The organism is Microcystis sp. M44BS1 (genome assembly GCF_020244875.1).
Taxonomy (GTDB): Bacteria; Cyanobacteriota; Cyanobacteriia; order Cyanobacteriales; family Microcystaceae; genus Microcystis; species Microcystis panniformis.
The window spans coordinates 1-21,089 of the sequence record NZ_JADBVM010000052.1 but is presented as its reverse complement, the minus strand read 5'-3'; the positions used below and the strand labels follow the sequence as shown (position 1 = coordinate 21,089).

The window sequence follows — 21,089 nt, the reverse complement described above, 5'->3', positions numbered from 1 at the left end:
ATTAAATATAAGATGAACGTAGGTTGGTTTGAAGCATGAAACCCAACGCCTGCTCATGTTAAGCTTTTCACGACTACTTATAGTTAATCATGTATTTCTGGCAATTTCGTGTTTATCAGCGTCCTTTGCTGCATCCCCTACAAAACCATCACGGACTATGGAAAATTAGGGAAGGAATTATTATTCGCTTAGAAGCGGAAGATGGACGTATTGGATGGGGAGAAATTGCTCCTTTACCTGAATTTGGTTCGGAAACATTATCGGCAGCAATATCATTTTGTCAAAGTCTCGAAAATCCCCTATCAATAAATTCAATTTTTTCTATTCCCGAACAATTTCCCGCTTGTCAATTTGCCTTTGAATCAGCTTTAGAAGATTTAAGTATAGAGAATCAATCGAGAGAATTAGAACCGAAAAATTATAGTTACTTATTACCCACTGGTGCGGCAGTATTTCCCTGTCTGGATGATATTTTAGCCGCTAATCAAACTAATACTTATAAATGGAAAATTGCAGTTAATTCTCTCAAGCAGGAGTTAACCTTATTTGAAAAATTAATTGACCGATTACCCAGGGGAATTAAATTGCGTTTAGATGCTAATGGAGGATTAAGTATTGCTGAGAGTAAAATCTGGTTAAAAATTGCCGATGAATGTCAAATAATTGAATTTATCGAACAACCTTTACCCCCGTCTCAATGGTTAGAAATGTTGCAATTAAGTCAAGATTTTACCACGGGGATTGCCTTAGATGAATCGGTGGCCAATCTGCGACAAATAGAGGAATGTTATCAACGGGGATGGCGAGGAATTTTTGTGATTAAACCTGCTATTACTGGTTCAATACAAGGGTTAAGAAATCTCTGGAAAAAATATCCCTTAGATTTAGTATTTTCCTCGGTTTTAGAAACTAATATCGGCAGAAAAGCTGCTTTACGTCTAGCACAAGAATACCCCAGAAAGGGGCGAGCTTTAGGTTTTGGTGTGCAACAATGGTTTAATAATAGTGACCCCGATTGGTTGGAAAAACTGTGGACGACATCAGCAAACAATTAGCATATCTCAGTCAAAAAAATTGGTTATATGGATACAATAGCCAGAAATTTTATCAATTATATAAGTCCTATTGTCAGAAATTTATCGCCGCAGATAATCCTCGATTAACTATACTGCTTGCTGAAGGCAATCCCATTAAATTTTTAGCGATATTCTTGGCTGCCGTCAGGGTCAAAAGTTGCCTATTTCTAGCTAATCCCGACTGGAAAACTAACGAATGGCAGCAGGTTTTCTCTCTGATTCAACCCGATTATATTTTTGGTGAAAATATAAAGGTTTTTAACCATAATTCTTCTCCTGTCAATCCTTTGACTAATTCTCTGATGATACCCACGGGGGGAACCTCGGGAAAAATTCGCTTTGCTATCCATAACTGGTTAACTTTAACTGCTTCTGTTAAAGGTTTCTCTGAATATTTTCAAGTCAAGCAGGTTAACTCTTTTTGCCTATTACCTTTATATCATGTTAGTGGTTTAATGCAGTTTCTGAGAAGTTTTTTAACAGGGGGAAATTTTGCTCTTATTCCTTACCATAAAATCAAACAAAAGCGCATAAATAATCTCAATCTTCAAGATTATTTTATCTCTTTAGTTCCCAGTCAATTACAATTTTTTCTAGAAAATGATCCTCGCTGGTTAGCTAATTTTAAAACAGTTTTACTAGGAGGTTCCCCTGCATGGCCATCTTTACTAGAAAAAGCTAGAGAATATAATATTTCTCTGTCTCCCACCTATGGAATGACGGAAACTGCCTCACAAATTGTCACTCTTAAACCGGAAGATTTTCGACGAGGTAATAATAGTAATGGACAGCTATTACCCCATGCTCAGATAAAAATTAATCCCGATACTCAGAAAATTATTATTGAAGCAAAATCTTTATTTTTAGGCTATTATCCCCATCTTAATCAAGTAAGCTACTTCGAGACCGATGACTTAGGTGACTTCGATGAAAGTAGTTATTTATATATCATTGGCCGCGATAGTCAAAAAATAATTACTGGAGGAGAAAATGTTTATCCTCTTGAGGTAGAAACTGCCATTAGACACACTAATTTAGTTAAAGATGTGGTGGTTTTAGGGTTGCCAGATTCTCGATGGGGACAGGTAATTGTCGCTTTTTATGTACCCGTTAATTCTCAGATAAGCCAGACAATTATTCAATCCCAGATTAAAGATAAATTAGTCAATTATAAACTGCCGAAACATTGGATAAAATTACCAGAGATACCAAAAAGTCCCCAGGGTAAGATTAATCGAACCACTTTAATTAAATTAGCTGAAACTTTTTTTACACCGAGTCAAACTCTCGACGATACTTAACCAAACCTTGCACTCCTGTTAAGCAATTAATCCGTAATTCTAACACCATAAATACCTCCGCTGGGACGGGATACTCACAGGATAAATTTTTAGTTTGAGCGGTTATAAACCCAAAACGATGATAAAAATGCGGGTTTCCTAAAACCACCACTGCATCAATTCCTCTAGCGGCACATTCCCTTAGACTATATTGAGTTAAAAGAGAACCGATGCCCTTGCTTTGATAATCGGGTAAAATGGCTAGGGGTGCTAATCCCAGCAGATTTAAATTAGGTTTATCTTCCGACTCTAAAGACACTGGACTATAGAGAATATGACCGATAACTTTTTCTTCTTCTACAGCAACAAAAGAAAAGACAGGGACATTATTTCTCAAAGCATTGACTAAATTGGCTTCATTTTCCCGGCCAAAAGCCAAGCGATTTACTCGGTATATGGCAGCAAAATCGCTGTTTTTTTCCCGACGAATTTCTGGTAATGGTAATCTCTGGCTCATTTTATTAATAAATGTTAAAAGTTGATAGCTATATTGCTAAAGATTGACCGCTTAGGCAATAATATTAAGTTTATCATCCCCATTAAAGTAAAGAATGCTCAACGCTTTTATTTGGCTACCGATTATAGGGGCGATATTGATTGCCTACACGCCTCTAGAGGCGAAAAAAGTGCGAGGATTAGCTCTAACTCTTGCTGTCGTTCTCTTACTGCTTAATATTCTCCTTGGCTGGCAATTTGACCCTAGTAACCCGCAAATGCAGTTCACGGTTAATCTGCCTTGGATTAATTTCCTCGGTTTCAACTATGCCCTCGGTGTCGATGGCTTATCATTTTCGTTACTTTTTCTTAACAGCATCTTGACAATAATTGCTCTTTATGCTAGTGGTACAGAGGTTAACCGGCCGAGATTTTACTATTCTCTGCTCTTGTTACTCAATGCTGGAGTAGCGGGAGCCTTTCTAGCACAGGATTTACTGCTATTTTTCCTATTTTACGAATTAGAAATCGTCCCCCTTTACTTTCTTATTGCCATTTGGGGGGGTCAAAGACGCGGCTACGCAGGCATGAAATTCTTATTATACACAGCAATTTCTGGCTTTTTAGTGCTAATCTCTTTCCTTGGCTTAGTTTGGCTAACTGGTGCTAATAATTTCGCCTATAACCCCCTTTTATCGAATAATTTAGACGTTAAAACTCAATTACTGCTCCTCATCCCCCTTCTGATTGGATTAGCCATCAAAATCCCGATTTTTCCCTTTCATACTTGGCTACCGGATGCTCACGTCGAAGCATCTACCCCCGTTTCTGTGCTTTTAGCGGGAATATTACTCAAATTAGGAACCTATGGACTGCTGCGCTTTGGAGTCGGTTTATTTCTCGATGCTTGGGTAACTCTCGCCCCTTGGTTAGCAACGATAGCAGCTATCAGCGCCCTCTACGGGGCCAGTTGCGCTATTGCCCAAAAGGATATGAAAAAAGTAGTCGCCTATTCTTCCATTTCCCACATGGCCTATATTTTACTAGCGGCGGCGGCCACCACCAGATTAAGCATCACCGCGGCGATTTTGCAGATGATTAGTCACGGTTTAATTTCCGCTTTGTTATTTTTGTTGGTGGGAGTAGTGTATAAAAAAACCGGCAGCCGGGATGTGGATTATCTACGCGGTTTATTAAATCCCGAAAGAGGTTTACCAATCACGGGAATGTTAATGATTTTAGCGGCTATGGCCAGCGCTGGCATCCCCGGAATGGTGGGATTTATCGCCGAATTTTTAGTCTTTCGTGGCAGTTTCCCGATTTTTCCAATACAAACGCTCTTATGTTTGGTTGCTAGTGGTTTAACCGCAGTATATTTTCTCCTGATGATTAATCGGGTTTTCTTTGGTCGTTTAACCCCTGAATTATCGCGCATTCCCCGCAGTACCTGGCCCGAAAGATTTCCCGAAATTGCCTTGGCTTTATTTATTATTGTTCTGGGATTACAACCGAGTTGGATGATTCACTGGAGTGAAAACCAAGCATCAATGTTATTAACCGGCACGGCAATCAGTCAAAGACAATCATAGAAAGCTTTTTCGGAATTTTTGAAACCTAGACCGAAACTAACTTGTGGATAGGAGCCGAAACGTCAAAAATTTTTGGCTTTGCGGAGGGAATTAACCGTTAAAACCACCTGTTCCCCCACCAGTTCAATTTCTTCTAAAGTGTTAAAACGACTCAACCCGAAGCGCAGGGAGGCATAGGCAAGAGATTCGGGGCGACCCAAGGCAGTTAAAACGTGAGAGGGGGCGGTATGGCTAGAAGAACAGGCAGAACCGGAGGAAAGAGCCACTATTGGCTGTAATCCTAACAATAATGCCGCACCGTCCACCCCTTCAATACTAATATTTAAATTTCCGGCTAATCTTTGGCTAGGATGACCATTGAGATAAATTCTGTCTAATTGACTGATAATCTCCCATAAACGGGCTTTTAACTGATTTAAGTAGCTGTTATCTTCTTCAATCGCTTTGATGCCCAATTCTACTGCCTTGGCAAAACCGACAATTTGCGGTGTAAACATTGTACCCGATCGCAATCCTTTTTCCTGGCCTCCCCCTTGAATTTGAGCGGCGAGACGGACTCTGGGGTTTCGGCGCCGGACGTACAGCGCACCGATTCCCTTTGGTCCGTGGACTTTGTGGGCAGTTAAGGACATCAGATCTATATTCATTTCCTGCACATCTAGGGGAATTTTGCCGATTGCTTGGGCCGCATCCGTATGAAAAAGTACCTGATACTGGCGACAAATCGCCCCAATTGCCGCTAAAGGTTGAATCACCCCAATCTCGTTATTAGCAGCCATAATTGACAGCAAAATCGTGTCAGGACGCAAAGATTTTTCTAGTAGTTCCAAGTCAATTAGTCCATCAGCACCGACGGGTAAAATTGTCACCTCAAAACCCAATTTTTCCAGATAATGACAGGGATCTAAAATGGCCCGATGTTCTGTCACCACCGTAACTAGGTGTCGTCCCTTGGCGAAATAAGCTTCGGCAACCCCTTTGATAGCCAGGTTATTGGCCTCCGTTGCTCCACTGGTAAAAATAATTTCTTCGGGACTACTATTAATAGCAGCGGCGATTGTTTCTCTTGCCTGTTTAACCGCAGCCTCGGCCGTCCAACCATAGACATGATTAATACTACTGGCATTACCAAAGTGTTCGGTAAAATAGGGTAACATCGCCGCCAGAACCTGCGGCTCTAGGGGTGTCGTGGCGTGGCAATCTAGATAAATCGGCTTTTGAGACATATTTTTCCCTTGCGGGGGATTTGGGAAGGAGATATACCCTATTTTAAGAGAATCTCTGAAAGTGCATTGCTAATCTATGTTAACAAAAAAGTATCGGATAGTAGTCAACAGCTGACGACTCAGGCCAGAACTTTAAGATTTAATAATGAGAGCGCAATCGCTCTCTGACAGCAGTTACAATTCCCCTATTCCAATGTTGTTCAGCAACCCAACAGGATTAATAACACATATTTTCCCGCTCAATCATGGCTAAAAAATCGAAGGCATTTAGTGAACTGCTCAGGCTGCAGAAAATGTCCCAAGGATCCGAAAAACCCTTGAAAAGCTTTGAGAAGAAATTAAGAGAAAAGTCATCGGCTTTCAAGGACTTTGTCGTCTCTCCTTCTGGGGAAGTCACAATGTCGGAAGTTCTGGAGGACTTTATCGAGCCTTACCGCAAATCCAATGAAACAAAGGGATCTATGCGAACACTGCTGACCATAGGGATAATCGCTTGGAATCTGGCGTTGTCCCCCGAGTCAAAGCGGCAAGAGATGATAGACCGAGTTTTTAATAAAGACCTTCTTAAAGGAGATAAAAGGCTCAAGGCGGAGATTCAAGGGCTAATCGAGGAGCTAATCGCTAGGAAAAACCGTTATTTCTCGGAAAACAAGCGGATGATTGTGGATTTTGAGTTAAAAGAGCTAGGAAGCGAGTATCATCTCTCGGTTGCCTCCACCTTGTCGCCCGAATTTTCCGAGTCAGAGTTTGCCTTCAAAGTCGGCGACTCGGTCATCGTCAAACAGGGTGTACTTGACCCAGATTTGGGGACTGACATCGGTGGTTGGCAAGGAAGAATTGTGACAATTGACCGGCAGAGCAATCTCATCGGCATTGAATGGGATAGCATCACCCTGAAAAACATCCCCAGTTCGGTGATTGACCAGTGTGAAGTGGAAAACTTAGACTGGACTCAAATGTGCCTCTTCTCAACGGATGTGGAATTAACCCAACCTCGAGATACAGAAGAAGATGTGGCCGCCATCATTGAGCAAATTGAGTCTAACATCGTTGGAGCTATTTAGCAGAAAAGGGAAAGGCAATTCCGGCAGTTGGCCGAGGTTGAACCTGAGGAGAAAATGGCGGCTTTAGACGCTTGGAAAAAAAGACTTGATTCATTACCCTATTGACCATTGAGCAGCGATTTAGAGGAGAGAAATTTGAGATGGATGATTCCCAGAAATACGAGGCTGACTGTCAAAAGATAAGAAAAGTCAATCATGAATTACTAAAGGATTTCGAGAGTTGGCTAGAATCATCAGGTTTGTCGGAAAAAACCATTAATAATCATATTTCAAATATAGATTTTTATATCAACGAATATTTACTCTATGAGGATGCAGTAGAAGCTAAAGACGGGGTAGATATGGTCGGTGACTTTTTGGGTTATTGGTTTATCAAAAAGGCCCTGTGGGCCAGTCAATCAAGCCTCAAGGCTAACGCAGGTAGTCTGAAAAAGTTCTACACTTTCTTACTGGAAAAAGGCTTAATAGATAAAGATGATTTGCGAGAACTTAAAGAAACCATCAAGGAAGAAATGAGTGAATGGCTGGAAACCCTAGAGTGATACAATGACCCATTGAGTGAAGATATGTGGGATGTTTGGTGATTTTAGCCGAGGGGCAATCCCCCACCCTCCTCACCATGAAGATAACTGTTATACAGGGTAAGCGCATCTTAACAATCCTTGACAAAATGAACTTTATGTGGGTTGCTTACCCACGATTCAGGCATATTTGAGGAGAATTTGCCATCTCAATTGTTAAGCAACAATCGACCAATTGGGTCGGTAACTATTCTGATTGACTGGTATCACTTGAAATGCTTACACAGCAAGCGGACCACAAAATTGGCCAATTGTCAATAGCGTTTGAGATGCGCTCACCCTGATTGGATTCCCTTTTAAATCTTCGCTATTTATAGAGGAATATGAGTAATCCAGTCTTGATAATCTTGGGCATCTCCTAATAAAGCAATGAGAATTAAATCTGGAGTTTAGACTAAATGTTTACCCAAGCGGCGATCGCTGAAGCTCAAGGGCGATCGCTTTTGGCAAAAGATCCGGTTAATGCAACTGGTGGTGATCAGCTAGTCCACTGTTAACGGTAATAGCAAATCCGTTTTTAATAGTATGATTAACTCCCACACGCGGTTATTCATACATTTGTATCAGTTTAGGGATGACTGATAATTGCTGATTGTCGCTATTTCTGCAAATGTGAGATGCAGCCAGTATGTCAAATGAATAATTATAGAATTCAAGAGAATTTATCCTGAAGACAGGGATTGATAAGGAATAATTTCTTCGAGGGTATTTCCTAACTTTTCCCTCGCTATATCTAACTCGTATGCTTTTTGTAAATTCATCCAAATTTCTGCCCCTGTATTAAAAAAACGCCCTAATTTTAAAGCAATATCTCCCGTGATATTTCCTTGTCCCTTGAGAATTTGCTCAAGTTCATTCTCAGAGATATTAACTCTTTTGGCAAGCTGAGAAACATTAAGATTAATTTCCTCTAATTCATCAGCTAAAATTTCACCAGGGTGGATAGAACTTTTCCAATTATTCATCGTCAATTTTCCTTACGGCTCTTCTCATTAAGATGAAGTGTAACCTAATTTGATATTGACTCCTATCTCCCTGACTCCTTTAAACATTTCTTTTTTTCTCAAACCATGTTTGTAATAATTCCCCGGATTCCTTGGCTAAAATTCCCGCGATTACCGGTAAACGATGGTTAGAAAAAGGACTATCTATAAAATTAGCCACAGTGCGGATAACTCCTGTTTTGGGATCGTCAGCACCGTACACTAATAATCCTAATCTAGCCTGAATGATTGCCCCGGCACACATGGGACAGGGTTCAAGGGTGACGTAGAGGGTACAATCATTTAAGTGCCAATTGCCTAACACTTGACTAGCGGCACGAATCGCCAGAATTTCGGCGTGAGCGGTGGGATCATGGTGTTTTTCCTTGCAATTAGCCCCTTGAGCGATTAAATGTCCCTCTTTATCCACGATAACTGCTCCCACAGGTACATCACCCCGATCCCCCGCAGTTGCCGCTAAATTTAAAGCTAACTGCATCCATTGCCGATGTTTCTCATAGGCTTTTTCGTCAATAGACTTTAGATAGTCCCACATTTAGCCAATAAATTATCTAATTTTTTCTGACCATCCAAAGCATACAAATCATCACAACCACCGATATGTTCATTATTAATAAAAATCTGTGGTACACTGCGTTTACCGTTGGCTCGTTCCGCCATGGCTTGACGAGCGCTTTCATCCCCATCAATCTTGTATTCGGTGTATTTTACCCCTTTCCAACCCAGCAGCCATTTAGCACGAATACAGTAGGGACAAGTTGCCCAAGTGTAAATTTCCACATTGGCCTTGATATTCTCGTTATAACGCCCAAAAAGCGAGTTAAATAGATTTAGCATCGTTCTTACTAAGTAGTTAGGTGTTAAAAACTGTCAGATGCCCCCCTTATTAAGGGGGGATTAAGGGGGGATCCATCTTCAATTTAATTATAACCAGCTACTTACTCTCCTATTTATCTTTATTTTATGAATTCTGCTACCAAAAAAGCCCAATTACGCAAACAACTAATTGCCCAAAGACGATCGCTTACTAAGCATATTTGGCAAGAAAATAGTCAGCAACTTTGCAAAAATTTACAATCTTTACCCCTCTTTCAACACGCTAAAACCATTCTCGCTTACTTCAGTTATCGTCAAGAGCCGGATTTAAGTTCCTTATTTTGTCAACACCATCGCTGGGGTTTTCCCCGTTGTGACGGAGATAGCCTGACTTGGCACTGTTGGACTGCCGACGATCCCCTAGAATTAAATCGTTATGGCATCTATGAACCAACAGCGATCGCTCCTCTCATTTTACCTGCCGAAGTGGACTTACTGTTAATTCCCGCCGTCGCTTGCGATCGCCAAGGCTATCGCTTAGGTTACGGGGGAGGTTATTTTGATCGTCTCCTACATTCCCCCGAATGGCAAGCTATCCCCTCGATCGGGATTGTCTTTGACTTTGCCTATCTTGATACCCTTCCCCTCGATACTTGGGACCAAAAATTACAGGCAATCTGTACCGAATCGAGAACCGAAATTTTTTAACAATTATTTCCTTTTGTGCGATCGGTTTAACTTATATAGGAGCGATCGATCTTTGTGTCCTTTGTGTCTTTGTGGTTCGTTTTGGTCGTTCGCTGGCACTGTATCTTAGAATACATTTTACCCACCGACTACTCATATATTAAGTTTTATTGAATCCGATCGACCCTGAAGATAGCTTTGCTAGGATGAAGTTCGCATCAAGAGATGTTTATAGTAATCACCAGAAAAAGTCAACAGGGAAGCAATGAAACACTTTCACGAACCATGGATTCAAGAATGGTGTCAAGAAAACGGCTGGACAGAGCTATTTCTCGAACGCTACAGTAATTATTGGGCATTCCCTCCCAATGCCGTGATGCCAGAACCAATTCCCACCAAAGTGTTACAAAAAATTAAGCGCCAAAAAGGTCTATCTCCTGCCGAAAAACTTTGGTTAGGAATGGCGATCGGATTGACTGTAACAGCTTTAATTATCGCTGTCATCCTCGCTTGTCCCATGCCTATAGTTCTCGCTTTCGCTTTTGATGCTGTCACCGCAGCGCGATTGGAAGTGGAATATTAACCCAGCAAAAATTGAGCAGCAAAAACCTAAAAAGGGGGAGATTTTTCCGAAAGTCTTCCCCTTTACCGCTTTTTTCCAGACAGGGACGATCGATCTGTCTTGAATCAGTAATCGGTGATTAGTGGTCAGTAGGAGAATAGAATATTAAGTGAGCAGTATTCAATGGCAGTTTTCTGCTGTCTTTTCACTGATTACTGTTTACTGTTTACTGGACGGCTACGCCGTGCCTTTGGCAACACTGAAAAGCTCCCATGTCCGAATCTCGTCGCTTACAGTTTACCCCCGATCTGGAAATTTGCCGTATTTTGAACGGAATGTGGCAAGTTTCAGGCGCCCATGGTTCGATCGCACCCCAAAAAGCGATCCCTAGTATGTTCTCCTATCTAGATGCCGGTTTCACCACTTGGGATCTAGCCGATCATTACGGTCCAGCCGAAGATTTTATCGGTGAATTTCGTCGTCAATTAGTCGCTCAAAGGGGCATTGATGCTTTAAATAATCTGCAAGCTTTCACTAAATGGGTTCCCCGTCCGGGTAAAATGACTAAGGAAATAGTCGCAAAAAATATCGCTATTTCCCTACGTCGCCTGGATGTGGATAGTCTCGATTTATTGCAGTTTCACTGGTGGGATTATCGCAATAACAATTATCTAGATGCCTTATATTTTTTAGGAGAATTACAACAGGAAGGCAAAATTAAACACCTAGCCTTGACTAATTTCGACACGGAACATTTAAAAATTATTCTCAGCGCCGGGATTAAAATAGTCTCCAATCAAGTCCAGTTTTCCTTAATTGATCGCCGTCCCCTCGTCAAAATGGCGCAATTTTGCCAAGAACATAACATCTATCTCCTCGCCTATGGTACTCTAGCAGGAGGCTTATTAGGGGCAAAATATCTCGGTCATCCTGAACCCAATCCCATGAGTCTCAATACCGCTAGTTTACGGAAATATAAAAACATGATCGATGCTTGGGGAAACTGGCAATTATTCCAAGAATTATTAACTGTTCTTAAAGCGATCGCTGATTCCTATCATGTCACCATTCCTAATGTGGCAGTGCGTTACGTTCTCGAACAAAAAGCCGTAGCTGGAGCAATTATCGGGGTGCGTTTGGGTGTTGCTGAACATATCGCAGAAAATGCCCGTATTTTCGATTTTCAATTATCTCCCCAAGACTATCAAAAAATTGATCATGTCTTGCAAAAATCCCGGGATTTATTGCAGTTAATTGGTGATTGCGGTGATGAGTACCGTCGTTAACTGAAAAGGTCAATAGTTCTATCCCTATTCAATCCCTATGTCGAGGAAAAGTTGTATATAAGTAGGTAGGTGTTAAAAATTCTCAGCTTTCCCCCCTTATTAAGGGGGGCAGGGGGGATCGGCACCCCCCTTATCAAGGGGGGCAGGGGGGATCGGCACCCCCCTTATTAAGGGGGGCAGGGGGGATCGGCACCCCCCTTATCAAGGGGGGCAGGGGGGATCGGCACACCCCTTATTAAGGACTGACAACTGATAACTGATAACTGATAACTGATAACTGAAAAGAGGCTAATGATGAGATTTGAACAACCAATCCCCGATGATCCCGCTAATCAATGGCGCTATCAATTAGATCAATTTGTGCAAGAAAATCAACAGGAATTAGCCGGTTTAATGTGGGGTTTACTCTCGGAATGGGGAGAAGATGCTCAAGAAACCCTGGGCATTGATCTTAAACCTCAGCCTCATTTTGTCTGTTGTTCTAGGGAGTCCCTAGAGAAATTAAATCGCCAGGTTAATCGCAAAATTCAAGAGATGCTTGGGATTATTTATCGCTATAATCCCAGCGAAGAAGTGGCTATAGTCGCTATCGGTGATGGTCAGGTAAAATTGATTTATTTTCAACCCGATCTTTCCCCTCCTGAATGTTTTGATCGCCTCGAAGTGGATCTTGATACCCTCATTCAACAGTTAGAGTCCAAAATGCTGACGGAAATCCAATCTTTCCCAATTTGATGCCGATTGCCAGCGCAAAAAGTTAGCAGGTTGTCCCACTGATAAACCCGCTAATCCGATCGCTTTTCTGGGGGATTCTGTGCCTAGAAGAATTGCCGTTTCTAAATCACATATTCCCCAGTTGACTAAATTGGCGACTCCTTGTAATAAGGGTAAGGTTGTTCCCGCTAAAGTACCGTCAAAAAGTCTTGCTGTTCCCTGTTTAACTTCAATTTCTCTCTCGTCCCAAGGATAGACACCATCCCCTAAACCAATCGGCGCTAAAGCATCACTAACTAAGAAAATTCCTTGATGATAATTACTGGCTTTTAGTAATAATTCTATCATGGTTGGATGGATGTGTTGACCATCGGCAATTAACCCACAATAAACATCGCAATTGATAATTGCTTCCCCTAATAAACCCGGTTGACGATGGTGTAAAGGAGGCATGGCATTGAAGGCATGAGTAACCATTTTTGCCCCCTGTAAAAAGGCTTTTTTGGCTATTTCTTGACTCGCTTGCGAATGTCCTAAACTGACGGTAATTCCTCGATCGCTTAGGTATTTAATTACCGTACCGCTACTATCTAATTCTGGGGCTAAGGTGATAATTTTTACGATCGATAAGTAGTCCCCAAAGATTTTATCTACTGTTTCTATACTTGGGTTTAAAAGATATTGTCCCGGATGCGCCCCCCTTTTTTCATAGTTTAAAAATGGTCCCTCTAAATGTACTCCTAAAACCTGCGCGCTCGCTCGATTTTCCTGTTGCTGTTTTTCGATATATTTGGCAATTACTGAGAGGGATTTTTGAAATTTTTCCACGGACGTGGTGACTAGGGTGGGAAGATAACCATCAATTCCTTGATTCTCAAGATAATCGCTAATCTTATCTAATTTTTCTAGATCTGTTATTTCTAAGTCGGGAAATGCTAATCCTAATCCCCCGTTGATCTGTAAATCTACTCCTCCTAACGATAGCCAATCCCCTTCCATATCGATAATCTTTTCCCCTTTTTTCTTTCCCACCATCTCCGTGATTCTCTCGATCTTTCCCGCAGCATTTATCTCTATTTGTTGTCGATCCTGATAGGCGGGAATTCTAGCGTTAATTAGGGTTATCATAGCAGCAGAAAACTAATTTTTTTTTATTATAATCTCAAAAAAAAACTTTTTTTTTGATGATGCTTGACAAGGGAGCATTTTTGTGAGATACTTTTTTATATAATGGGAATCTGTGCGCTTAAACTAAGGTGGTTATGTCCAATTATATAAAAACTGATCATAAAAAAATAATACCATAACCTGACCGCTCTCTGTCCAGAGATTGCAAAAATACTTGACAAAATAATTACAGCCTTTCTCTGGCGGTTCTTATACTAAATCCAGTTATTAAAAACTGATTATCTATTCCCCCTTTTGCCTCTTGCCCCCCCGATGTCGGGGGGGTTGGGGGGGTTGCCTTTTGCCTATCCTGATATGTTACCTATACTTAACGGATTTAGTATTAGGAGGGAGTGACTGTCAGAAGGAAAGGCTTGTCCTATAATAAAATTAAGACCTTATAAAAACTACTTTTTTAGCGATAAAAGAGTAGCAATGTCAGGGATTAGGGAGGGGTGTGTGTTTTTTAGAAACATAGGGAAACAGACTCAAGAACCGCGTCGTATTATTATCGGAGATGTGCATGGCAGTTTTCAGACACTTTTGCGACTATTAAACCGAGTTGCTCCCGATAGTGAGGATGAGGTTTATTTTCTGGGAGATTTAATCGATCGAGGACAGCAGAGCTTGGAAGTGGTGGATTTTGTCATCAAAAATAACTACCAATGTCTCCTAGGAAATCATGAATATATGCTCTTAAAAGCTCTGACGGGAAAAGAAGTTTCTGAAAAATGGTTCAACGGCTGGATTGAGAGTGGCGGGGCGGCGACACTACTAAGTTACAATAACAATATACCCGCCGAGCATATCAATTGGTTTCAATCCCTACCCGCTTATTTAGACCTAGGAGATATTTGGTTAGTTCACGCGGGAGTACACCCAGAATATCCCCTTGAACAGCAAACAAACGAGCAGTTTTGTTGGATTAGAAATGAATTTCATACCATGACCCAACCCTATTTCAAGGATAAACTAATTATCACAGGTCATACTTTAACCTTTACCTTTCCCGATGTCAAACCGGGGCAACTAGCTCGCGGCAGCGGTTGGCTAGACATTGAAACTGGGGTTTATCATCCTCAAAGTGGTTGGTTAACTGCTTTAGATTGGACAAATCAATTAGTTTATCAAGTGCAGGCTCAAAATAAAAATTGTCGCACGATCCCTTTAGAAAAAGCGGTGGTTAATCTAGATATTGACCAGATTTCTCGTTACTCCTCCAGGGAAAGCTCGTCTAAACCACTGAATCTTTAATGGTGATCAGAAAAGAGAGGCCATAAAACCAGAAGGATCGGTTAAAATAGTTGATAATCTGATTAATACCCTTTTCTAATGACCCTTGAACTCTTATACCAAGCTTTCATCGAAACAATTCAACATCCTGACCCTGAGATAAATCTAGCTCGGGCAGCTCTACAAATAGCCAATTTTGAATATCCCCGTCTCAAAATTGATCACTATTTAAATAGAATAAATTTAATGGCTGACGAGGTAAAAAAACGCCTACCCGATAGATTATATCCTTTAAAAATAGTCAAGGTTATCAATCAATATTTGTTTGAAGATTTACAATTTACTGGTAATAACCAAGAATACTATGACCCCCGCAATAGCTACTTAAATGACGTAATCGATCGCCGCACAGGTATTCCGCTCACTCTCTCGATCATCTATTTAGAGATTGCCAAACAGATCGATTTTCCCATGGTAGGAATTGGTATGCCTGGGCATTTTATTATCCGTCCCGATTTCGAGGAAGTGGAAATTTTTGTCGATCCCTTTCACGGTGGTGAAATCCTATTTAAACAGGACTGTCAAGAAAGATTAAGTCAAGTTTATCAACAGCCAGTTAAATTAGAAGAACATTTTCTCAATATTGCTACCAATCAGCAAATTTTATTACGTTTGTTGACTAATTTAAAATATATTTACCTGAATCGTCAACAATGGTCTCAGACAATTCGGACAATAGATCTACTACTTTTGCTCATTCCTAATCATCCCCTAGAGCTGCGCGATCGAGGTTTAGTTTACTATCAAATTGGACAACTCAGCCAAGCGCAACAGGATTTAGGCTTCTATCTCGCTCTCCTACCCAACGCTCAAGATGCAGAATCCATTCGACAATTATTGCAAAAAATTAACTCTTAAGTCGCCAGCCTGATCAGTTATCAGTTATCAGTTATCAGTTATCAGTTAGCGGTATTAAATGAGGAGTATTAAATGACATTAATAGTGCTGTCTTTTCACTGATTACTGATTACTGTTCACTGAAAAATCCCCCAATCCTTTACTGATAAATGATAACTAAAATGACTATTAGCCCTTCCGTAACCACGAAAAAACTCAAAATCGGTCAACTGCGAAAAGTCCATCATATCGCTTTCAACGTCAAAGATATGGAGGCTTCTCGTCATTTTTATGGGGAAATATTAGGATTAGAGGAATTAGTGGGCGAAAAAATTCCCAGTACCTTAAAAGAATTAGTTGCCCAGGGAAAAGTGGCCAATTTTATCACCCCCGATGGTACAGTAATTGACCTATTTTGGGAACCAGATTTAAACCCTCCCGACGACAATCCCGAAATCGCTTTTACCCGTGCCAATCATTTAGCCTTCGATATTGCCCCGGAATGCTTCGATTTTGCCCTAGAAGTGCTACAAAGTCAGGGAATTACTATTGCTAGTGGACCCGTGACCCGGCCGACTGGGAGAGGGGTTTACTTCTACGATCCCGATGGCTTTATCGTCGAAATTCGCTGTGATCCCGCATCTTAACGACTCAGAGGACGAAAATTGCCACGAAAAACCAGAAAAGTTAGGGTAATCGCTAATATAATCGCTGTTATCGCAATTAGAGGCAGAGAAATCTGTTTAACAGCGATCGCCAAAAAAGCCCAGATAAACACCCCGATAAAAGCCCGATCTTTTCTTTTTAAACCGACTAAAATCGCGATTATCGCCCCGATAACTAGGATTATTACCGTCCAGATTTGGTCAGTTAGACCCCATCGCTGCCAGTCGATCCAATCTAGCACCGAAGCGACGTTGACAATCGTGGCTACGCTAATCCAAGCGAAATAAATACTAATAGGAGCATTAACTAATAAACCCTGTTTACGATTGACAATCAAGCGATTAATTTCTAAGCGAAGATAAAGCCGGATGAGAGAAAATAAAATGCCTAGCATTGCCAGTAAAGACAGGGTAAAAAAACGCAATTGAAAGAAAATTACCCAGAGAATCTGACAAGCACTAGCGATGGCTAATTCGTAGCCTAACCGACGCAAACGCGGTTCAGTTTTATTAAAAGCCAAAGCTTGGTAAATTCCCAGACTAATTAAACCCAGATAAATTAATCCCCAGATCGCAAAAGCATAATTAGCGGGAATAATTAAGACATCTTGAAAAACTGTATTCGAGATAGCCCCGATATTTTCGCCCTTAAGAGGGAAAATATTAGCGAAAATATTGGTGATAAAAGCCCCTAGAATAGCAAATAAATTTAGTTCTTGTCGGAGACGATCTCGATCAAAATTCATAGGTCAATCAAAGACGGAAAACATCATTTCGCCCTGGGCGGCCAATTGCCCATCGACTCTTGCTTCCCCTTGCATTTTAGCAATTTTATTCATCTTGAAGGATAATAATTCCACCGTCATGATTAATTGATCCCCCGGCACCACAGGACGACGAAAACGGGTTTTATCAATGCCAGCGAAGGCAAAAAATTTCCCTTTCATCCCGGGTAATTGGGTCAAAATCACCCCCCCCACTTGGGCCATAGATTCAACAATTAACACCCCCGGCATCAAGGGACGACTGGGAATATGACCGGGAAAAAAAGGCTCGTTGATCGTGACATTTTTTAGGCCAACGGCTTTTTTACCGGGTACATAGTCAATAATCCGATCAACTAGGGCAAAGGGATAACGATGGGGCAGTAGTTGGCGAATTTCCTCGACGGTAAAGGTAGTTTTTATGACTGGTTCCAACTCGGTTAAGGCTTCGGTAACGATGGTCATGCAAGTCAAAAATTACAAGTGAGATCAGACATTATCTCACAATCAGTGATCGGCTTCTGAAGGCAAGAGGCAACAGGCACTCGTGCAAAAGACAGAACGTAGGTGGGGTTGAAGCATGAAACCCAACGCCCGCATAGTTTACGCTACCGCTAACCCATCCTACAAATAATTGTGCCTCCCTACTTAGGGCTTGCTGAATAAATCTAAAAACCTTGTTGGATAAGACTTTTAGGCCTTTGGTCAATCAAAAATTACCGGATATGGGAGTGATTGGGGGGGGAAATTCAGGTACTTTTCCCCTGAAAATTAGGTAATTGGCCACCTCAAAACTGGTAAAACCCTACACCCCACACCCAACCCCCCCGATGTCGGGGGGGTTGGGGGGGCCACACCCTGCCCCCACCAACAAACTTTTTCAGCAAACCCTACTTAGCTTAACCAATTAGGTTTTAGATTCAATCCTTGTTATCAGTTCACTGTTTACTGTTTACTGTTCACTTGAAATGGCTGACAGCCTTTTTAATTGGGCATTTCAGTTAAACGAGCATTTTGATAATAATGGCTGAGAATGCGGTCATAAGTCACCCCTTGGTCAGCGAGGGAAAAAGCACCCCATTGACTTAAACCGATCCCATGACCGAAACCGCGACCATTGATGGCAAAAGTACCGTTATTAGCTGAAATCGTGAATAGGGTACTACGCAGCTCCAGTATTCGCCGTAATTGGGTATCAGAGATTAATTTAGAGCCTTGATCGCCCACTATACGCATTCTAATCACTCGTCCGTGGGGAGTGATCCTTTCGGGAGATAGCGATCGCACGCGACCAACACCACCAATTAAACGGCCTAATTCCCTGGCACTAAAGTTTTTTGACCATTGAAATACTGGTGCGACTTGATCGTAATCGACGACACCGCGCAGGTAGGGTAAGGGGGAATTCCAAACATCTTCGACATTTTCCGTATGACCCCCGGAGGAGGAGTGAAACACCGCTAGAATCGGTTTGCCGTTGAAGCTCATAATTTGTCCGGCGGTGGCATTAACTGCCTCTTGGGTGCTAGTAAACTCGCTTTCTAGACCCTTATAAACTTGGGTGCGGGTGGTAGTATCGAGATCGTAGATGCGATTGCCGGAAGTATTCATTTGGTAGAGAGCATAGGTGCGCGCCGCCACAGATTGGGCTTTTAAGGCTTCTTGCGGCCAGGAGGGAATCGCCTCCGCACCGACGACACTATAGAGATATTCCTCTAAATCGACTATATTTAGGGCTGTCACCCCAGAACCTTGCCGAATGATCCTTGTTCGTCCTCGATACCAGCGATCATTAATCCAGACGTAACCATCATTCTCCGGTTCGATGATCAATTGACTGGCCTGCCAATCGGCCAAACCCACCGCTTTTCCTCTGGGATTAGCATTGAGGGCATTCATGGCGGTCAATTCTCCTAGGACTCTGCCAGCCCCATCTTTCACCACAGCATCGGTGGAACTGCCCACGGAGACGGCGCTAACACCTTTACTGATAGCAATGCGTAACTCGACAGCAGCTTGGACTGGAGCGATAATCAAAGCCCAAAAAACTAGGACGAGCCAACTATGGGCAGGCAGGCGCTGCAGATAACTGCCCAGCAGCCTTGCTGTGTGTTTATTGGTCATGGGGATCGGACTCCTCACACAATCGATCGATAATCAATTTTACCCAGACTGGGATTTTTTGGCTACTCCTGTTCGGAAAAATTTTTCCCCTGTCACTTTTTCCCGATTGTCTGACAATTTTTCTCTCCTCTGGCCCCTGAATCGGCAAATTGCCTTATTTTATCCGATTAATCGGGATTTATTCCAGTTAGTCGATTATTCTAACTAGGGAGGCGTTAAAAATTATCATATTTCCCCCCTTATCAAGGCGGGATTAAGGGTAGGGTTGATTCATGAATCAACCCTACTATGAATAAACCCTAGGATTAAGAGGGGATCAAAGACAAAATCCATCTTCAATTTAATTCTAACCACTTACTTAAGTAGTCCAGCAAAATTAATTTTCTAGGTTCGAGTGGACAATCGCCAATTCTTGCCGCCAAACTACCAGGGATTTCTCCCAAGCTAGTTCCCATTTTTGCGCTAAAAAAGGTCGAGTATTTTTGCCCAAATTATAGGCGATGACAATCTCTTCCCAGAGAGAATGTAAGGAAAGTGGGGAAGAAAATAAAGCTCCGAATAATCCCCCTAAAAGTAGGACAATAGCTAGAGGGCGACGAGTTTGACTTAATTCAAAAGCTTTCAGTTGCAATTCTCCCGTCACATCGACACCAAAACCCGTTACTATATGCCAGATATCGTGAGTTTGCCGTAGGCGAAGCAGCAGATAATCTGTATCGGAATTTACCTAAATAGACCGATAAAAATTAGGACCAAAATTGAGACTAATTAGGTGAGTAGCATAATGATAACCTAGGGAATCTTCTGGAAGTTTTAGCAAGGTTTCTAAACAGGGACTAGCGGCTATATATTGGGCAATTATTTGGGCGGTAGCTCGATCGCTTTTTTTATAATTTTATATTTTATAACCCCCTATTATTCGAGTTCTTGAGGTTCAATAACCAACTTAATTACCTGAATAATTAATTTGATTGTTTCCCGAGAAAGTCTTCCGATAGACTCCGTTAAAAGACGCTTATCAACCGTGAAAACCTGTGAAACATTAACAACACTGGATTCAGGTAAATTCCCTTCACCCTCATTCAATAAAACATTACCAATAGCTTTTGCTCGTCTCAAATTGGTTGTTAATGCACACACAATAACCGTCCCAATTTGGGACTGATTCAGAGCATCATTTTGCACCACAACACAAGGACGAAGATAAGCAGGTTCAGAACCTTGTGGTTCTCCTAAATCAATCCAATAAATCTCTCCTTGAAAAATCGTCATATTTACTCAGATAATTGACGTTGATGATGGCGTATTCCCTCTAACATTAAAGTTTCTGATTCGTCCAATCCATCACTATAAGCTTCATTCCAACTATCTATTAATGCTTGTTTAGTTTTTTTTTGATTATTCAATCCTAATTGTTGATGTAACTGCTCCAATAACCATTTTTTATCTTCAAACGAAAAATTTCGTAACTTTTGTTCCAGTTCAATAATTTGAGGGGATATCATAAAATTAACTCGATTTTTGAGCTATAGCGTTTCCTGTTCGCAAGAGGTACATTATCGATATTGAAAAGCTTAATCAGCAAAGGTTTAACTGTGCCACACAGGTATGAGAAACGCTATATATCATAATTCTAACAACAAAAAAGCACCCCCTCGCGGGAGTGCCTTTTCGTTCAGACTAGGAATTAACCATTGATAGCGGGAGCAATCAGAGCTACAGGAGCCTGTTCACCACTAGCTAAGTCTAAGGGGAAGTTATGAGCATTGCGCTCGTGCATTACTTCCATACCGATACCAGCGCGGTTTAACACATCGGCCCAAGTACCGATTACACGACCTTGAGAATCGAGAATCGAC

Annotated in this window: 23 protein-coding genes and 2 pseudogenes; 13 read left to right on the top strand and 12 right to left on the bottom strand. The window is 41.5% G+C overall.

The annotated features are described in order from the left end of the window. Positions 1–89 precede the first annotated feature (89 nt). Positions 90–1,055 carry an o-succinylbenzoate synthase gene (locus IM515_RS03160; RefSeq protein ID WP_287628480.1) on the top strand — a complete coding sequence of 322 codons (966 nt, stop codon included), beginning with the start codon at positions 90–92 and terminating at the stop codon, positions 1,053–1,055. Next, positions 1,031–2,370 (top strand): annotated as a pseudogene (locus IM515_RS03155) (2-succinylbenzoate--CoA ligase); the annotation flags it as partial. The gene IM515_RS03160 and the pseudogene IM515_RS03155, both read left to right, overlap by 25 nt. Positions 2,371–2,486: 116 nt before the next feature. Here the strand turns inward: IM515_RS03155 and IM515_RS03150 are convergent. Further along, positions 2,487–2,873 (bottom strand): annotated as a pseudogene (locus tag IM515_RS03150) (GNAT family N-acetyltransferase); the annotation flags it as partial. A gap of 94 nt (positions 2,874–2,967) precedes the next feature. Between IM515_RS03150 and IM515_RS03145 the strand changes: the two are divergent. Beyond that, positions 2,968–4,440: an NADH-quinone oxidoreductase subunit M gene (locus IM515_RS03145; protein WP_287628477.1), complete on the top strand. Its 1,473-nt coding sequence runs from the start codon at positions 2,968–2,970 to the stop codon at positions 4,438–4,440. 62 nt (positions 4,441–4,502) lie between these two features. On the opposite strand, the gene IM515_RS03140 is transcribed toward IM515_RS03145, so the two are convergent. Then, positions 4,503–5,666: a cysteine desulfurase family protein gene (locus IM515_RS03140; protein WP_287628476.1), complete on the bottom strand. Its 1,164-nt coding sequence runs from the start codon at positions 5,664–5,666 to the stop codon at positions 4,503–4,505. 245 nt (positions 5,667–5,911) lie between these two features. Here IM515_RS03140 and IM515_RS03135 point away from each other — a divergent pair, with 245 nt between their 5' ends. Both IM515_RS03135 and IM515_RS03130 read left to right on the top strand, forming a co-directional pair. Beyond that, positions 5,912–6,730 carry a hypothetical protein gene (locus tag IM515_RS03135; protein ID WP_193960078.1) on the top strand — a complete coding sequence of 273 codons (819 nt, stop codon included), beginning with the start codon at positions 5,912–5,914 and terminating at the stop codon, positions 6,728–6,730. 140 nt (positions 6,731–6,870) lie between these two features. Continuing rightward, complete coding sequence (locus IM515_RS03130) at positions 6,871–7,272, top strand: phage integrase SAM-like domain-containing protein (protein ID WP_002740193.1); 402 nt, start codon at positions 6,871–6,873, stop codon at positions 7,270–7,272. 701 nt (positions 7,273–7,973) lie between these two features. Here IM515_RS03130 and IM515_RS03125 read toward each other — a convergent pair. The 3 genes from IM515_RS03125 to grxC all read right to left on the bottom strand — a co-directional run bounded on the left by IM515_RS03125 (position 7,974) and on the right by grxC (position 9,152). After that, positions 7,974–8,276, bottom strand: coding sequence for a HigA family addiction module antitoxin (locus tag IM515_RS03125; RefSeq protein WP_287628475.1), 303 nt, complete (start codon positions 8,274–8,276; stop codon positions 7,974–7,976). Between the two features lie 79 nt (positions 8,277–8,355). Further along, entirely contained in the window at positions 8,356–8,850 is a 495-nt protein-coding gene (gene tadA / locus IM515_RS03120) for a tRNA adenosine(34) deaminase TadA (protein WP_106909406.1), read from the bottom strand. Beyond that, positions 8,835–9,152, bottom strand: coding sequence for a glutaredoxin 3 (gene grxC / locus IM515_RS03115; RefSeq protein ID WP_002802035.1), 318 nt, complete (start codon positions 9,150–9,152; stop codon positions 8,835–8,837). The genes tadA and grxC overlap by 16 nt, the downstream gene beginning before the upstream one ends. Positions 9,153–9,278: 126 nt before the next feature. On the opposite strand from grxC, the gene IM515_RS03110 reads away from it, so the two are divergent. The 4 genes from IM515_RS03110 to ccmS all read left to right on the top strand — a co-directional run bounded on the left by IM515_RS03110 (position 9,279) and on the right by ccmS (position 12,401). Then, positions 9,279–9,839: a 5-formyltetrahydrofolate cyclo-ligase gene (locus IM515_RS03110; RefSeq protein ID WP_002740951.1), complete on the top strand. Its 561-nt coding sequence runs from the start codon at positions 9,279–9,281 to the stop codon at positions 9,837–9,839. Positions 9,840–10,083: 244 nt separating this feature from the next. Further along, complete coding sequence (locus IM515_RS03105; RefSeq protein ID WP_002765781.1) at positions 10,084–10,401, top strand: slr1957 family protein; 318 nt, start codon at positions 10,084–10,086, stop codon at positions 10,399–10,401. 251 nt (positions 10,402–10,652) lie between these two features. Continuing rightward, positions 10,653–11,666, top strand: a complete 1,014-nt coding sequence (locus IM515_RS03100; protein ID WP_287628474.1) for an aldo/keto reductase — start codon at positions 10,653–10,655, stop codon at positions 11,664–11,666. A 294-nt stretch (positions 11,667–11,960) separates the two neighbouring features. Beyond that, positions 11,961–12,401 (top strand): beta-carboxysome assembly chaperone CcmS, encoded by a 441-nt coding sequence (gene ccmS / locus IM515_RS03095; RefSeq protein ID WP_002765779.1) that lies wholly within the window; start codon positions 11,961–11,963, stop codon positions 12,399–12,401. On the opposite strand, the gene nagA is transcribed toward ccmS, so the two are convergent. After that, positions 12,357–13,508 (bottom strand): N-acetylglucosamine-6-phosphate deacetylase, encoded by a 1,152-nt coding sequence (gene nagA, locus IM515_RS03090; protein WP_287628472.1) that lies wholly within the window; start codon positions 13,506–13,508, stop codon positions 12,357–12,359. The genes ccmS and nagA overlap by 45 nt on opposite strands. Positions 13,509–14,006: 498 nt before the next feature. On the opposite strand from nagA, the gene IM515_RS03085 reads away from it, so the two are divergent. The 3 genes from IM515_RS03085 (at position 14,007) to IM515_RS03075 (ending at position 16,324) form a co-directional block, all read left to right on the top strand. Beyond that, a complete protein-coding gene (locus tag IM515_RS03085; RefSeq protein WP_043996416.1) occupies positions 14,007–14,801 on the top strand; it encodes a metallophosphoesterase family protein in 795 nt (264 codons plus the stop codon). A gap of 78 nt (positions 14,802–14,879) precedes the next feature. Beyond that, a complete protein-coding gene (locus tag IM515_RS03080; RefSeq protein WP_002765776.1) occupies positions 14,880–15,698 on the top strand; it encodes a SirB1 family protein in 819 nt (272 codons plus the stop codon). A 161-nt stretch (positions 15,699–15,859) separates the two neighbouring features. Continuing rightward, a complete protein-coding gene (locus tag IM515_RS03075) occupies positions 15,860–16,324 on the top strand; it encodes a VOC family protein (RefSeq protein WP_002765775.1) in 465 nt (154 codons plus the stop codon). On the opposite strand, the gene IM515_RS03070 is transcribed toward IM515_RS03075, so the two are convergent. From IM515_RS03070 to IM515_RS03060, 3 genes are all read right to left on the bottom strand, one after another. Beyond that, on the bottom strand, positions 16,321–17,088 hold the full coding sequence (locus tag IM515_RS03070; protein ID WP_002765773.1) for a TspO-related membrane protein: 768 nt from the start codon (positions 17,086–17,088) through the stop codon (positions 16,321–16,323). The two genes, IM515_RS03075 and IM515_RS03070, sit on opposite strands and share 4 nt — an antisense overlap. A 3-nt stretch (positions 17,089–17,091) precedes the next feature. After that, complete coding sequence (fabZ, locus tag IM515_RS03065; RefSeq protein WP_002734156.1) at positions 17,092–17,571, bottom strand: 3-hydroxyacyl-ACP dehydratase FabZ; 480 nt, start codon at positions 17,569–17,571, stop codon at positions 17,092–17,094. Positions 17,572–18,090: 519 nt separating this feature from the next. Beyond that, positions 18,091–19,230: a SpoIID/LytB domain-containing protein gene (locus IM515_RS03060; RefSeq protein WP_287628471.1), complete on the bottom strand. Its 1,140-nt coding sequence runs from the start codon at positions 19,228–19,230 to the stop codon at positions 18,091–18,093. On the opposite strand from IM515_RS03060, the gene IM515_RS03055 reads away from it, so the two are divergent. Beyond that, entirely contained in the window at positions 19,229–19,438 is a 210-nt protein-coding gene (locus tag IM515_RS03055) for a hypothetical protein (RefSeq protein ID WP_287628470.1), read from the top strand. The genes IM515_RS03060 and IM515_RS03055 overlap by 2 nt on opposite strands. Positions 19,439–19,606: 168 nt before the next feature. Here the strand turns inward: IM515_RS03055 and IM515_RS03050 are convergent, their stop codons facing one another. From IM515_RS03050 to IM515_RS03040, 3 genes are all read right to left on the bottom strand, one after another. Beyond that, entirely contained in the window at positions 19,607–19,936 is a 330-nt protein-coding gene (locus IM515_RS03050; RefSeq protein WP_287628483.1) for a Coq4 family protein, read from the bottom strand. A 209-nt stretch (positions 19,937–20,145) separates the two neighbouring features. Continuing rightward, on the bottom strand, positions 20,146–20,502 hold the full coding sequence (locus tag IM515_RS03045) for a type II toxin-antitoxin system PemK/MazF family toxin (protein ID WP_287628469.1): 357 nt from the start codon (positions 20,500–20,502) through the stop codon (positions 20,146–20,148). Positions 20,503–20,504: 2 nt separating this feature from the next. After that, positions 20,505–20,735 (bottom strand): hypothetical protein, encoded by a 231-nt coding sequence (locus IM515_RS03040; protein WP_193960257.1) that lies wholly within the window; start codon positions 20,733–20,735, stop codon positions 20,505–20,507. Positions 20,736–21,089 lie beyond the last annotated feature (354 nt).